The organism is Micromonospora sp. NBC_00389 (assembly GCF_036059255.1).
In the GTDB taxonomy this organism is placed as follows: Bacteria; Actinomycetota; Actinomycetes; order Mycobacteriales; family Micromonosporaceae; genus Micromonospora.
Genome location: NZ_CP107947.1, coordinates 4,775,888 through 4,789,688 on the forward strand (window position 1 = coordinate 4,775,888; position 13,801 = coordinate 4,789,688).

The 13,801-nt window shown below is 69.5% G+C and carries 12 protein-coding genes and 2 pseudogenes; 10 read left to right on the forward strand and 4 right to left on the reverse strand.

Annotated features, from left to right (window positions below):
• The first annotated feature begins 218 nt into the window (after positions 1–218).
• From OG470_RS22710 to OG470_RS22735, 6 genes and pseudogenes are all read left to right on the forward strand, one after another.
• Positions 219–1,508, forward strand: a complete 1,290-nt coding sequence (locus OG470_RS22710; protein WP_328415236.1) for a low temperature requirement protein A — start codon at positions 219–221, stop codon at positions 1,506–1,508.
• A gap of 90 nt (positions 1,509–1,598) precedes the next feature.
• Positions 1,599–1,799, forward strand: a pseudogene (locus tag OG470_RS22715) (RNA polymerase subunit sigma-24); the annotation flags it as partial.
• Positions 1,800–1,839: 40 nt separating this feature from the next.
• Complete coding sequence (locus OG470_RS22720; RefSeq protein WP_328415238.1) at positions 1,840–2,076, forward strand: hypothetical protein; 237 nt, start codon at positions 1,840–1,842, stop codon at positions 2,074–2,076.
• A 267-nt stretch (positions 2,077–2,343) separates the two neighbouring features.
• Entirely contained in the window at positions 2,344–5,529 is a 3,186-nt protein-coding gene (locus tag OG470_RS22725; RefSeq protein ID WP_328415240.1) for a penicillin acylase family protein, read from the forward strand.
• Between the two features lie 356 nt (positions 5,530–5,885).
• Positions 5,886–6,173: a hypothetical protein gene (locus OG470_RS22730; RefSeq protein ID WP_328415242.1), complete on the forward strand. Its 288-nt coding sequence runs from the start codon at positions 5,886–5,888 to the stop codon at positions 6,171–6,173.
• Positions 6,174–6,254: 81 nt separating this feature from the next.
• A complete protein-coding gene (locus OG470_RS22735; RefSeq protein ID WP_328415243.1) occupies positions 6,255–7,850 on the forward strand; it encodes an FAD-dependent monooxygenase in 1,596 nt (531 codons plus the stop codon).
• A 56-nt stretch (positions 7,851–7,906) separates the two neighbouring features.
• Here the strand turns inward: OG470_RS22735 and OG470_RS22740 are convergent, their stop codons facing one another.
• Together OG470_RS22740 and OG470_RS37350 are read right to left on the reverse strand one after the other, a co-directional pair.
• Positions 7,907–8,134, reverse strand: a complete 228-nt coding sequence (locus OG470_RS22740) for a hypothetical protein (protein WP_328415245.1) — start codon at positions 8,132–8,134, stop codon at positions 7,907–7,909.
• 104 nt (positions 8,135–8,238) lie between these two features.
• A pseudogene (locus OG470_RS37350) lies at positions 8,239–8,467 on the reverse strand (IS701 family transposase); the annotation flags it as partial.
• A 23-nt stretch (positions 8,468–8,490) separates the two neighbouring features.
• Here OG470_RS37350 and OG470_RS22745 point away from each other — a divergent pair.
• Positions 8,491–8,940, forward strand: coding sequence for a S8 family serine peptidase (locus OG470_RS22745; RefSeq protein ID WP_328415246.1), 450 nt, complete (start codon positions 8,491–8,493; stop codon positions 8,938–8,940).
• A 30-nt stretch (positions 8,941–8,970) separates the two neighbouring features.
• Here the strand turns inward: OG470_RS22745 and OG470_RS22750 are convergent, their stop codons facing one another.
• Together OG470_RS22750 and OG470_RS22755 are read right to left on the reverse strand one after the other, a co-directional pair.
• Positions 8,971–10,011 (reverse strand): endonuclease/exonuclease/phosphatase family protein, encoded by a 1,041-nt coding sequence (locus OG470_RS22750; RefSeq protein ID WP_328415248.1) that lies wholly within the window; start codon positions 10,009–10,011, stop codon positions 8,971–8,973.
• Positions 10,012–10,370: 359 nt separating this feature from the next.
• Positions 10,371–10,760, reverse strand: coding sequence for a heavy metal-responsive transcriptional regulator (locus tag OG470_RS22755; protein WP_328415250.1), 390 nt, complete (start codon positions 10,758–10,760; stop codon positions 10,371–10,373).
• Positions 10,761–10,883: 123 nt separating this feature from the next.
• On the opposite strand from OG470_RS22755, the gene OG470_RS22760 reads away from it, so the two are divergent.
• Genes OG470_RS22760 through OG470_RS22770 form a run of 3 tightly spaced genes read left to right on the forward strand, consistent with a single transcriptional unit; the run spans position 10,884 to position 13,722 of the window.
• Positions 10,884–11,840 (forward strand): alkylmercury lyase family protein, encoded by a 957-nt coding sequence (locus tag OG470_RS22760; RefSeq protein ID WP_328415252.1) that lies wholly within the window; start codon positions 10,884–10,886, stop codon positions 11,838–11,840.
• A gap of 55 nt (positions 11,841–11,895) precedes the next feature.
• Complete coding sequence (locus OG470_RS22765; RefSeq protein ID WP_328415254.1) at positions 11,896–12,378, forward strand: YdeI/OmpD-associated family protein; 483 nt, start codon at positions 11,896–11,898, stop codon at positions 12,376–12,378.
• A 57-nt stretch (positions 12,379–12,435) separates the two neighbouring features.
• Positions 12,436–13,722, forward strand: a complete 1,287-nt coding sequence (locus OG470_RS22770) for an SDR family oxidoreductase (RefSeq protein WP_328415256.1) — start codon at positions 12,436–12,438, stop codon at positions 13,720–13,722.
• Positions 13,723–13,801: the final 79 nt, after the last annotated feature.

Consider the following 13,801-nt stretch of genomic DNA (forward strand, 5'->3'; position numbering starts at 1 on the left):
GTTGCCATCACCGTTGATGTCGCCCTCGCCGTTACCCGCCCGGCCGGGCCATCCTCGTGGCCGCAGATCAGCGCCAGCATCATGGAGTTGGCGTCACTCAACGTGACTGCCGGATCAGCGGTGAACACGAATACGAGACAGGTGGATCACGCGACCCTGCCAGTCCGTTGTGTGGCTTTCCGCCGTCGGGACGGGCGGGGGCTGCCAGACTGGGCGGCATGAGCACCGGCCACTGGCGGGGTCGGATCCTGCCTGCCGCGCCGGGGTCCCGCGTCACTCGCCTGGAGTTGTTCTACGACCTGGTGTTCGTGCTCGCGTTCCTCAACGTCACCACCCTGCTGTCGGCGCACCTGCACGTACGCACGCTGCTCGCGGGGCTGGTGGTGCTGGCCCTGCTGTGGTGGTGCTGGGTCTCCTTCGCCGCCCTCGGCAACGTGGTCCGCACCGACCAGGGGGTGCTGCCGCTGATCGGCGCGGTGACGGTGGTCGCCCTGTTCGTGCTCAACCTGAGCGTGCCGGAAGCGTTCACGAACCGACCCGGTGGGCCGCCCGGCCCGCTCGTCTTCGCCGCCTGCTACCTGGTCATCCGGGTGGTTCAGGTGCTGGTGCTGCTGACCCGCGCCGACGCCCCGGGCCGCGCGGCACTGCGGTCCGGCCTGCCGCTGCTGGCCAGCGTGATGCTGATCCTGGTCGCCGGGGCGCTGCCCCACCCGCCCCAGGTCGGGGTGACGTGGCTGCAGCTGACGCTGTGGGCGGCCGCCGTGGGCATCGAGTTCACCGCCGGGGGCCTGGTCCGCAGCGCCGGTCTGGCGGTGGTCTCCGCCGCCCACGTGGCCGAGCGGTACGCGCTGATCCTGCTCATCGCGCTCGGCGAGTCGATCATCTCGCTCGGACTGGGAACCAAACCGGCCGCCGGCCTGCCGCTCAGCTGGGCGGTGATCGTGGCGTCGGTCCTCGGCGTCACCACCATCGCGGCGCTGTGGTGGATGTACTTCGACACCGTGGCGCTCGAACTCGAGCAGAGGCTGCACGGCACCCGCGACCCGGACGCGCGGGCCGCCTACGCCCGTGACGTCTACGCGTACCTGCATCTGCCGTTGATCGCCGGGATCATCCTGTTCGCCCTCGGCCTGAAGCGCTACCTCGCCGTGATCGCCGACCCGCACGGTGACCCGTGGCGGGTGCGGGCGCTCAGCCTGGACTACCGGGTGCTGTTCGCCGGCGTGATCATCTACATCGTGGGCCTGCTGGCGTTGGGGGTGCGGGCCAGCCACCGGGTGCGCCTGTGGCCGACCGTGACGGTGGTGGCGCTGGCCGTCGTGCTGCTGCCCGCAGGCCGGTTGCCGGCGGTCGCCGGCCTGGCGGTGCTCGCCGCGGCCTGCGTCGCGCTGGTGCTGGCCGGGCTGCGCGCCAGTGACCCGCTGCGCCGCGAGGTGCGGCAGGTCGCGCTGCAGGAGCAGGTCGCCGCCGAGCAGGAGCAGTCCGAGTGGCGCCGTCGCCACCTGTGAGCCGAGGGGCCGGCCCTTGAGGACCAATGGCCGGAAATCCGGCGCTGCGCCCACACCCCCGGCGACAACACCCGGATCATACGTACGTGCCTGTGGCTGGACGACCCGCCGCGGGACCCCAAGGGCTGGCTGGTCGCCGTGGCCTGGCGTAAGTTCCTCGACGCCGCCCGCGCCGATACCTCCCGGCGGCGGCGAGAGGAACTGGTCGAGGCCGAGCCCATGCCCGACCCGGGCGAGGCGGTGGACGACACGCTTCAGCTGTACTGTCTGTGCGCGCACCCGCCCCTGACACATCCCCGGCGCTCGGCTGTGCACGGGCAGCCTGCTCACCGTGCTCGATGCCGCGCTGCATGCGCTTCGTCTCGCGTCGCCTGAGGCCAACCGGGCAGCGATACTGGCCGCACTGCGCCACCAGGGGACCGTCGTCGCGTGCGCGACCGGGGTACGCACCGCCCGCCCTGCCTTCGCCGCCTTCTGGGCCAGCTACACCAGCGGCTTCCAGGACGCGCTGCGCAGCTATAGACCCGTCACCGCTCCGCTGGAACTGCTCGGCGGACGGAATTGGTGACTGGGCGCACCGGCGGAAGAGCAACACGGGTGGCAACGGCGCCACCCCCACCGTGCCGGTTCCGGACGGCGAAAGACGGCGAAACGTCGGCATTGGCTCGTGGTGAACGACGGCTATCCCAGACGGCCGTCCTGCGCCGATCATTGCCCCATATTGACATGAGTCATTCTCACCTCCAGGCGGAACGCCCGGGCACGGAGGGCGAGAGGTCGGCACCAGCAGCCGGGCGTACCGAACGGCCCGACTCCGCGTCCCCGGAGGATCGCCATGCCCAGACCCGCCCTTCGCGCCCGGCTCGCGGCGCTCACCGCCGCCGCCCTGACCACGAGCGTCCTGACGGTCACCCCGCCGTCACCGGCGCTCGCCGCCACCACCTTCACCCCCGACGACTACTGCCTCGGCCAGTGCGCCGACATCCTGCCCCCCGGGCAGAACGGCAACGCCACGCTGGTCGCCATCCTGGCCCACCAGACGCTCGGCACCCGCCCAGCACACTCCAGCGACCAGCTCGACGAGTACGCGAACCTGGTCTACAACTACGCCGGGCTGACCGACGAGCAGATCGCCCACTTCTACAACGACGCCTCGTTCGGCGTCCCCGCCGCGCAGGTCGAAAGCACCATTTCACCGCGGGCGGACGTCACCATCGTGCGGGACAAGGCCACCGGCGTCCCGCACGTCACCGGAACCACCCGCGCCGGCACCATGTTCGGCGCCGGCTACGCCGGGGCCCAGGACCGGCTCTGGGTGATGGACCTGCTGCGGCACGCCGGTCGCGGCACGCTCACCTCGTTCGCCGGCGGCGCGCCGGGCAACCGTGAGCTGGAGCAGAGCATCTGGGCCAACTCGCCCTACGCGGAGGCGGACCTCCAGGCGCAGGTGGACGGGCTGCGCCTCAAGGGCACCCGGGGCCAGCAGCTCTACACCGACGTGGTCGACTACATCACCGGCATCAACGCCTACATTGACAAGTCGATCGCCGACGACAACTACCCCGGCGAATACGTGCTGACCGGCGCTGGCAAGCCGACGCACTTCACCATGACCGATTTGATCGCCACCGCCGGTGTGGTTGGCGGGCTCTTCGGCGGGGGCGGTGGCAGCGAGATCCAGTCCGCGCTGGTCCGGGTGGCCGCCAGGGCCAAGTACGGCACCACCGAGGGCGACCGGGTCTGGCAGGCGTTCCGCTCCCAGAACGACCCGGAAACCGTGCTCACGCTGCACGACGGGCAGAGCTTCCCCTACGGCGCGACACCGCCGGGCGCGACCAGCGCGGTACTCCCCGACGCCGGCACGGTGATCGCCGAGCCCCTCGCCTACGAACAGAGCGGCGGGGCCGCCGCCCGCGCCGGTGCCAGCACAGCCACCCACGGGCTGCTCGGCGGGCTGTCCAACCTGCGCGCACACGGCATGTCCAACGCAGTGGTGGTCTCCGGCCGACACACCACCACCGGCAACCCGGTCGCCGTGTTCGGCCCGCAGACCGGCTACTTCGCCCCGCAGCTGCTCATGCTCCAGGAACTCCAAGGGCTGGGGATCAGCGCGCGCGGCGCCGCGTTCGCCGGGCTGAACCTCTACGTGCTGCTCGGTCGAGGTCAGGACTACGCCTGGAGCGCCACCTCGGCCTCCCAGGACCTGACCGACACGTACGCGGTGCCGCTGTGCACCACCGACGGCAGTGCCCCGACGCTCCGCTCCAACCGCTACCTCCACCGGGGCCAGTGCCTGGCGATGGAGGTGCTGGAGCGGCGCAACTCCTGGTCGCCGACCCTGGCCGACCCCACCCCTGCCGGCTCGTACACGCTGCGCGCGCTGCGCACCAAGTACGGGCTGGTGGCCTACCGGGGCCTGGTGAACGGGCAGCCGACCGCGTTCACCAGGCTGCGCTCGACCTACCGGCACGAGGCCGACTCGGCGATCGGCTTCCAGGCGTACAACGACCCGTCGGCCATGGGCAGCGCGGCGGCGTTCCAGGCGTCCGCAGCCAACGTCGGGTACGCGTTCAACTGGTTCTACGTCAACTCGACCGAGGCGGCGTACTTCAACTCCGGCTCGAACCCGGTACGGCCCGCCACCGCCGACCCGAACCTGCCGACGAAGGCCGAGCCGGCCTACGAGTGGGTGGGCTGGAACCCGGACACCAACAACGCCACCTACACCCCGGCGTCGGCCCACCCGCAGTCAGTCAACCAGGACTACTACGTCAGCTGGAACAACAAGCAGGCGCAGGACTTCGCCGCAGCCGACGGCAACTTCAGCTACGGCGCGGTGCACCGGGGCCAACTGCTCGACGGTCCGGTGCGCGCAGCCATCACCCAGCGCAAGCTCGGCCGCGCCGACATTGTGAAGATCACCGCCGAGGCGGCAGTGACCGACCTGCGTGGCCAGCAGGTTCTCGGCGAACTGCTACGGGTGCTCGACAGCACGCCGGTCACCGACCCGGCGCTGGCCGCCGCCGTGAGCAAACTGCGAGCCTGGCAGCAGGCCGGCTCCCGCCGGGTGGAGACGTCACCCGGCTCCAAGGTCTACCAGCACGCCGAGGCTATCCGGATCTTCGACGCCTGGTGGCCGCTGCTGGCCGCGGCCCAGTTCCGACCCGGCCTCGGGCCCGACCTGTATGCCGCCCTGGTCGATGCCATCGAGGTGAACGAGGCGCCGTCAGGCGGCCAGAACGGCGGGCGTGACGGCGCCGTGAGCTGGGCATTGCAAGGGCAGGCGCACAAGGGTTCGTCGTTCCAGTACGGCTGGTGGGGCTACGTCGACAAGGACCTGCGCACCGTGCTCGGCGACCCCGTCGCCGGCGGGCTGGGGCGCGCGTACTGCGGCAACGGCAACCTCGGCGCGTGCCGGCAGGCGCTGCTCGACACGCTCGGCCGCGCCACCGCGGTGCCGGCCACGACGGTCTACCCGGGTGACACGTCCTGCGGGGCCGGCGACCAGTGGTGCGCCGACTCCATCGCCCAGTCCGGGCTCGGCGGCATCACCCACCCGCTGATCGCCTGGCAGAACCGTCCCACCTACCAGCAGGTCGTCTCGTTTCCGGCGCGACGCGGCGACAACGTCACCAACCTGGCGCAGGGCCGTCCGGCCACCGCGTCGAGCACCCAGTTCCTGACCAGCAACACCCCGGACAAGGCAGTCGACGGCAGCCTCGGCAGCCGATGGTCCAGCAGCTACAAGGACAACCAGTGGCTCCGGGTTGACCTCGGCGCGGCCCGGACGGTCAGCCGGGCGGTGCTGCGCTGGGAATCCGCGTACGGCATCGGGTACCGGATCGAGGTCTCCGGCGACGGTACCTCCTGGCAGCCGGTGTTCAGCACCACCACCGGCAACGGCGGCGTCGACAACGCCACCTTCACCCCGGTCAGCGCCCGCTACGTGCGGGTGTACGGGGTCAACCGGGCCACCTCGTACGGGTTCTCGCTCTACGAATTCGAGCTCTACGGACGGTGACCTCGGCCGGAGGGCCGGCGGGAACCACCCGCCGGCCCCTGCAGGGCGTGCACAGCGCCATGGCCGGCGGGCGGGGCCTGCAGGCTCTCCCGAACGCGATCGTGGTGCCGGCGGTCCGGGCGGTGACGACGATCCACGTCGCAGCCATCTCGGGCTGAGGCGCTCTACCGGCGGCGCCGGGCGTCGGCCTCCGCGTCGAGCAGGTCGTTCAGCGTCAGTGCCGAGTTGATCAGGCAGAGGGGGCTGAACGCCCATCGTGCCGAGCCGACGCAATTTCCCGTCGAAGTCAGTGGCGACGAGATCCGGGACGAGGCCAGAGGTAACTCTTATGTACCCGACGCCCAACCAGCTTCGACATGAGCCACCTTGGCCACCTCAATCCGGAAGGCGTGGTCGCCGCTGGCCGCGGGGCGTCTCGGCGCCCACCAGCGCTCGGCTGCTTCCTGTCGCTGATCGTTCTCACCGCGTTTGCCGAGATCAACGGCGCGCGGCTGTTTGGCAAGGCTGGCACAAGCACCAGGGCATACGTTCGATCCCCGGATGAGTTTCGTCGGCAGATCGCGTCGATGACGCAGCTGGGGCTACCGTCAGGTCGTGACGGTCAGTCGCGCGTCGAGCCAGGGGATCTGGATGGTCGGCATTGAGTACGTGATCGCGTTCGGTACCTCAGCCGGCCCGCTGGAGGCACCGGTCGCGATCATCGGCTCTCGACGGGTCGATGTCCGGTGAGCGCCGTCGAGGTTCTGGTGGTCGGGGCGGGGCCAACCGGACTGGCCATGGCCGGGCAGTTGGCCGCCCTGGGTGTGCGGGTCCGGGTGGTAGATCGATCTGTCGACCGGGTGCACGAGTCCCGTGCCCTGGCGGTTCAGCCGCGCACTCTGGAGGTCCTCGCCAGTCTCGGGGTGACCGATGAGATGGTGGCCGTGGGGAACCGCGCGGTGCGACTGCGTCTGCACGCACGGGGGCGGGCACGTACCGTGCCGCTGTTTGACTTGGGTTTGTCCGGCACCGCGTATCCGTATCTGTTGTTCCTGTCGCAGGCGGAGACCGAGCGCATCCTGGGGGAGCACCTCGCGGCGGTGGGGCTTGATATCGAACGGGGTGTCGAGCTGGTGGGTCTGGACCGTGCCGCCGACGGTGCGGTGGCGATGCTGCGGCACGGAGACGGCCGGGCGGAGCGGGTGGCGGCCCGGTATGTGGTGGGTTGCGACGGCGCGCACAGCGCTGTGCGGCACCTCGCCGGGATCGGATTCGAGGGCGGCGCGTATCCGCAGACGTTCGTCCTGGCTGACCTGGAGGCCGACGGCCTCGACACGGGGACGGCGCACGTGTTCTTGTCCGAGCGGGGGATGCTGTTCTTCTTCCCACTCGGCCACCCGAGCACCTGGCGACTGCTGGTCATGCGACCGCCCGCCGAGGTGGTCTCACCAGACGCCCCGGTCACCCTCGACGAGGTGCAGGCACTCGCCGACACTTACACCGCCGCGACTGTGCGGCTGCACGGTCCTGTCTGGATGACCAACTTTCGGCTGCACCACCGCGCCGCCACCCACTACCGGGCCGGGTCGGTGTTCCTGGCCGGCGACGCCGCGCACATCCACAGCCCCGCCGGCGCGCAGGGAATGAACACCGGCATCCAGGACGCCGTCAACCTCGGTTGGAAACTCGCCCAGGCCCTGCGGGGCGGCGCCACCTCGACGCTGCTGGATACCTACGAGACGGAACGGGCGCCAGTCGGTCGGATGGTGCTGCGCTTCAGCGACCGGGCGTTCACTGTCGCGACGTCCACCAACCCTGCCGTCCGGTTCGCTCGTACCCGGATCGCCCCCGCTCTCATCCCGGTCGTGCTCGCGTCCCGGTTCGTGCGGGCCTCCGCGTTCCGGACGGTTTCGCAGTTGGGCATCAGCTACCGGAACAGTCCGCTGTCGGTGGACGGGCCGCGTCCATCGCGCACCGGTCCACGACCCGGCGACCGGCTGCCCAACGCCCCGCTCCCCGAAGGCGGCACGCTCCACCGGCTCACGGCCACGCCCAGGTGGCACCTGCTGCTGTGCGGGCCGCCACCCGCCTGGTCGAGCGGCGAGACCGTGACATTAAGTCAGCAGTACTCCGACCGGCTCGACGTGCACTGGCTGACCGAACCCGACGCGAGTGAAGCGGCTACCGCCGCCCACGCGTTGCGACAGCTCGGCCTGGCCCCCGGCTCCAGCGGCCTGTATCTGATCCGCCCCGATGGTCACATCGGCTACCGGTCAGGCGGCACCGACATGACTGGGCTGGTGACCTACCTGCAACGCTGGCTCCGCTCGCCACTGCCGTGAGACGGAGCCCCGTCGAGTATCGGCACCGTGCAGCCGTGCCGGTCAGCGCGGAGAGGTCATCGCGCGGTGGTATCGGCGGCCTCCTTAAGCGCTCGGCGTAGGCGTCTGATCGGTGGTACGCCTGACACGCCGGTGTCCTCGATATAGAGCCGGCATGCCATCGCCGGACGGTGGTGGGGTTCGGCGAACGGATCCTGGCCGTCGATAAGGACACTGGGTGAGCCGACGAAGCCGAGCTGCTCGGCCTCAGCCTGGCTGGCCACCACTCGGACGGTGATCCGCACCGTCGCCAGGCCCACCTCGTCGAGTGCTCGGCGCACCACGACAATGCCCGGTCGGCGCCATCGCTACCATCGATCAATGACGTTGCGACAGCGCCGCTGGTTGATCAGGTGTGCCAGCAGACGGCGGGTCTCTGCGAGGGTGATGGAGATGAGCCCATCGTCGGGATGTTGCCGTCCTCTCCCACTGCGGCGGCCGTGACGGCAAGGTGGTCAGGGTGATGTGGCGGTACCAAGCCTCGTAACGGCGGACCTGGTAGTGGTCGAGGCCGGTTTCAGTTCTGGCCTGCTGGAAGCATTCCTCGATCGCCCAGCGGCGCCGGCGACGCGGACCAGGGGGTATTGGTGGTGCCGGCAACATGTGTCTCGGCAGCATCGACCCACCCGATGTCGACCCGCTCGAAGCCGCGGTGAATGACCTGTCGGCCCAGACCGGGGCGCTCTTCGTCATCGCGGCGGGCAAGGACGGCTGTGGTTACGGCGTTCACCCAGTCGGCTCACCGAGGACCGCCGTCGCGGCGCTGAGCGCGGCCGCGGTCGCGGTCGCCGACAGGGGCTACATCGCCAACTTCTCGAGCTGCGGCCCTGGCGCCGGTGACTCCGCGCTGAAGCCGGAGATCAGCGCCCCTGGCGTGAACATCACCGTGGCGGTCCCGGCGGCGGCTCCACCGCGGCACAGCTGCATCCGACAAAACGGTCTGCTGGCCCCTGCCGTAAATGGACAGCTCCAGTCAAGCGGGCTGGGGCATAGATCGAAGTCGGTCGAACGGGTGCAGGTGTCGACGTTGCGGCGCGTGGGTGCCCGATAACTGGCGGGGTCTCTGGTAAACGGTTCAGCCTCAGCTCACGGCAAGGTCGATGTATGCGGGGTCGTGGTCGGACCCATCACCGCTGATCTGGGTGCGGCGCATCACGTGCGCGGCGGTGACGGTCAGGTCGGGGGTCGTCCAGATCTGGTCGTAGAGGGCGAAGGTGGTGACGCCCTTCGCCCGGTGCCGGTGTGTCCACATGGTGGGGGACAGGTCGGCGAACTTGTCGTCGATGAGGGTCCCGTTGCGGTTGGGGCCGGCGATCGTGGTGCCGCGTTGGATGTGTTCGGTGAGGTTTGCTTGTTGCAGGGCGGCGAGGGTCTCGGCCTCAGGGGCGTCGTTGAAGTCGCCGGTGACCACAACGCGGCGGGTCAGCCGCTGTCGGCGCAGGATCTTGGCGATCGCCGTGGCTTGGTCGCGGCGTCGTTCGGCGATGGCTTTTCGAGCGGCTGCGACCTCGGCGGGGCTGAGGGTGTGTTCGTCGGTGATGAAGTTGCTCTTGAGGTGGTTGACGAGCACGTGCAACGGTTTACCGTCCGGGGCGGCGATCTCGGCTTGAAGGAGGTCGCGGCCGAACACCGGTTCCCCGGCAGGGTTGGGCCAAAACCGCCAGGAGCTGATGCGGGTGATCGGGTGGCGGGAGCAGATGGCAACGTCGATGCGGCGGGGGTCGTTGCCCTCTACGACGACCCGGTAGCGGTAGTCGATGCCCAGGGGGCGCAGGTCGTCGCGGTGGAACGTGTCAAGGGCGTCTTGGTCTTCGACTTCCTGCAGGCACAGCACGTCGGCGTTCAGGGCGGCGATGCGTCGGGCGATCCACGCCCGGGCTTTCGGGTCCTTGCCCTTCACGAGTCTGCCGCGGAAGGTGCGCAGAATTCCGCTCATGTGGGTGCCGTCGGGCAGGACCACCTCGACCACTGACGGTTGCTCGCTGCTCGGCCCGCCTGTTGCGTCCGGCGTAGCGTCGGTGGCGATCTCGGCGAGCGGGGGATTGGCCACGGTCCGGGAAAGCTCCGCCTGGAACGACCAGCGGGAGAACAGGTTGTTGGCGTTGAACGTCGCGATCCTCACAGCTACCGCCCGCTTCCACTGTCCACGGATCGGCCCTTGGATGAGCTTGACGATACGGTCCGCCCGCCCCAGGAGGGCACAACTATCAGCAAGCCGCCAATCCTGGAGCCCGCCGGCCCCGCCTTGGTGACCCCGTCGGGAAGACGTAGAGGTCCGTCGGTGCCTTCAAGCCGCCGCCGATTCAGATCAGCTCATCGACTCTGGCCTCAGGGGTACTACGAACGGCGGAGTGTCACGTAGGCCCTGAGACCCCATGGCCTATTAACCGGCATTTGGGTGAAACTTGTATGCGCCTTACGGCCCTCCGCGGGCGGCCCGCGACGAGCGTCAACGTCCGGAGAAGCTCGGAGCCAGAGCGGCTACAGGTATCGGCAGACCTGCTCGGGTGGGCAGGTGTCCGGTTCGGCGTCGGCGGCGGACTGGTGAAGCTGAGCCACGGTGCAGCGTAGGGCGTGCAGGTCGGCCAGCTGCGCGTCGATGGCGTCGAGCCGTTGGGCGAGCAGTTCGCGTACATGTCCGCAGGGGGCGTTGCCGGCGTCGCGGACGGCAAGGATGTCGCGGATCTGGGCAAGGGTGAATCCGGCGGCGCGACCGCGGCGGATGAAGTCGAGCCGCGCGACCGCCTCGTCGTCGTAGTCGCGGTAGCCGTTCCCGTAACGTCCCGCAGGTGGGAGCAGGCCGCTGGCTTCGTAGAAGCGTAGCGTTTTGGTAGTAATGCCGGTTGCGTCGGCGAGTTCCCCGATCCGCATTCGTGGCCTCCTGCCGTCGCGCCTTGACCTTCCCCTGCACTGGAAGGTCCAGTCTGGTACCGGTAGAGCCGTAACGGCCAAGCGGTGTGCCTCATGCCACCGGTCAGACGGAAAGGGGCTGTGATGACCGCAGCAGCAGAGCGCCAGCTTGCTGTTGAGCTTCGTTCCGTGCCCGAGTGTCCGAACCTTGGCCCGGCTCGGCAGGAGCTGCGCGCCGCGCTGGCCGACGTCGGGCTGCCGCCGGAGGTTGTCACCGAGGTGGTGGGGGACTATCCGTCACCGTCGATCCTGGTCAACGGCTTAGATGTGATGGGCAGCACCGGTGACGGGTCGGCGGCCTGTCGCCTGGACCTTCCCACGGGCGAGCGCATTCGTGCTGCCTTGCGCCAGGCGATGGGCCCCGAACCCGCCACCGCCGCAGCCGAGCCGAGCCCGGTGGATTGCTGCGCGCAGCCGGGCAACGCTATCCGGACCGACCGACCCCGCCGCGCCGAGCATCTGCCCGACCGCCTCCGGCAGGTGCACCAGACGATCCTCCGCCACTTCTCCACTACTGGAACCGTCCCCACGGACGCCGACATCCGCACTGCTGTCGGCGCCCCGGACCTGGACACCGCTAACGCGCTGCGCGAACTCGCCCGGGAAGACCTTGTCGCTGTCGACAGCGCCGGGCGTCTGGTCGCGGCCTACCCGTTCTCCCCAACGCCAACGCCGCACGTGGTCTCATTCGGCGATGTCGAGGTGTTCGCGATGTGCGCCATCGACGCGTTGGGCATGCCGTTCATGCTCGGTACCGACGCAACGATCACCTCCGCTGATCCGCACACCGACCAACCGGTCCGCGTGACCATCACCAACGGTGCCGCCACCTACGAGCCGGCCGAAGCGGTGGTCGTCTACGCAGCCACCGGAGGCGCTGGTGGCTCCGTGGACACCTGCTGCTCCACCATCAACTTCTTCACGAGCGCGCCCAACGCTCAGGCGTGGATCACCGCCCATCCCCACCTGGCCGCCACTGTTCTCGACCAGAACCAGGCCGTCACGCTCGGCCGCGACATCTTCGAACCGCTGCTCGCCTGAGGCCGACAGCACCATCACCACCCCGCCGCCGCCGGACCCGACACGAGGTGCCTCAATGCAAGGCTCCGCAAAAAATCAACAGTTCACCGCCACGGTCACCGCAGCCACACGCGGCCGCGTCCTGATCCCGGTCCCCTTCAACCCGGACACCGTCTGGGGAGCCAAGCCCGCCCACCACATTCGCGGCACCGTCAACGGCATGGGTGTGCGTGCCGTGGTGGAACCAGCGGGCGATGCCTTCGGGTTCACCCTCGGCCCGGCCTGGCTACGGTGCTGCGGCCTGGCCGCCGGCGACACCGTCTCCGTGACCATCGAGCCCGAAGGGCCCCAACGCGGCGACCTCGCCGAAGACGTGGCCGCCGCGCTCGACGCGCATCCGCAAGCTGGCGCGTTCTTCGACTCGTTGGCCCAGTTCTACCGGCGCGCATACCTACGGTGGATCGACGCCACAAAACGCCAACCCGAGCAACGGCCCCGACGCATCGCCGAGATGATCGAACTCCTAGAAGCCGGGCACAAGGAACGCCCGCGCCCTTAGCGACCCGGATCGACGCGGGGTAGTGCCAGCGGGCGTGTAGCAGCGCCTGTAGCAACGATGACGAACGACGGCGGACCACCAATGGCTCTTGACGGGGACGACGAGGGCCGGGCCGGCCGCGGGTGGACGCAACCGGAAGGCAGGGTGGCGTCGGGCGATGTCGGGGAGCTGCGCGCCGGCGGTGACTCGTCGCTGCAGGTGGGCGAAGTTGGTTCGTTCGCCTTCCCACACCACCAGCTCGCCGTCGAGGACGGCACCCGGCTCGACGGCTTCGGTGACGGCTCGGGTGATGTCTGCTGGATATGCCCCGAGCGCTGGCTCGGCACGTTCACCGTTCCGGTCGGCGCCGTCGGATTTCAGAATGGTCCGAATTGCCTGGGGCCGCAGCCATGGCGGCGCCCCCTACGGTGTGTCGCTCGGCAGGGCTATCCCATGCGGCGCTGGGGCCAGCGCGACCAGACCAACTCGACCGTGAAGAGTTGGTCCTGTCCGCATGTCAGAGATGGTCGGGCTATCTCGTCTCAGGTTGCGAAGACGGGTTTTGAGATGAACCGCCTCGACAACAAGGAGCAGGTCATGAGCGAGGAGACGACCCACCAGAAGGTCGCGCTGGTCACCGGGGCGAACAAGGGGATCGGTCGTGGGGTTGCCGAGCAACTCGCTGCACTGGGCATGACGGTCCTGATCGGCGCCAGAGACCCGCGGCGCGGCGAGGAGGTCGCTGCGGCGATGCGCGCGGCCGATTGCGACGCGCACGCGGTCACCTTGGACGTCACTGACCAGGCCACCGTCCAGGAGGCCGCGAAGCGGATCGAGGAGCGCTTCGGCTACCTCGACGTACTGATCAACAATGCCGGCATCACCGGCTCCGGGCAGGTTTCACCCGAAGACGCCCGCGATCAAGTCCCCAGTTCCGTCGACCTGGACATGGTCCGAGCGGTGTTTGAGACCAACGTCTTCGGGGTGATCGCGGTGACCAACGCCATGCTGCCGCTGCTGCGGCGGTCACCGGCGCCGCGCGTCGTCAACGTCAGCAGTCACGCCGCGTCGCTGGCTCTTACCAGCGATCCGGACGGGCCCTTCGCGGCGCTGCTGCCGTCGGCTGCGTATTCGCCGTCCAAGAGCGCGCTGACCGCGCTCACCGTGCAGTACGCCAATGAGCTGCGAAAGGACGGCGTCCTGGTCAACGCAGTCGCCCCCGGCTTCGTCGACACGGACAGCAACAACCACACCGGGTTCCTTACGGTCGCGCAGGGCGCCGCAGTCGTGGTGCGGCTGGCTTCGCTCGGCTCGGACGGACCGACTGCCGGGTTCTTCAGCGAGGAGGGTTCGGTGCCCTGGTGATGGCGGCCCTGGACAGCGGGATGTTCTACGTGCCTCGCGACATGGCCGGTCCGCAGGTGCCGGGCCCTGCTGCTGGCCG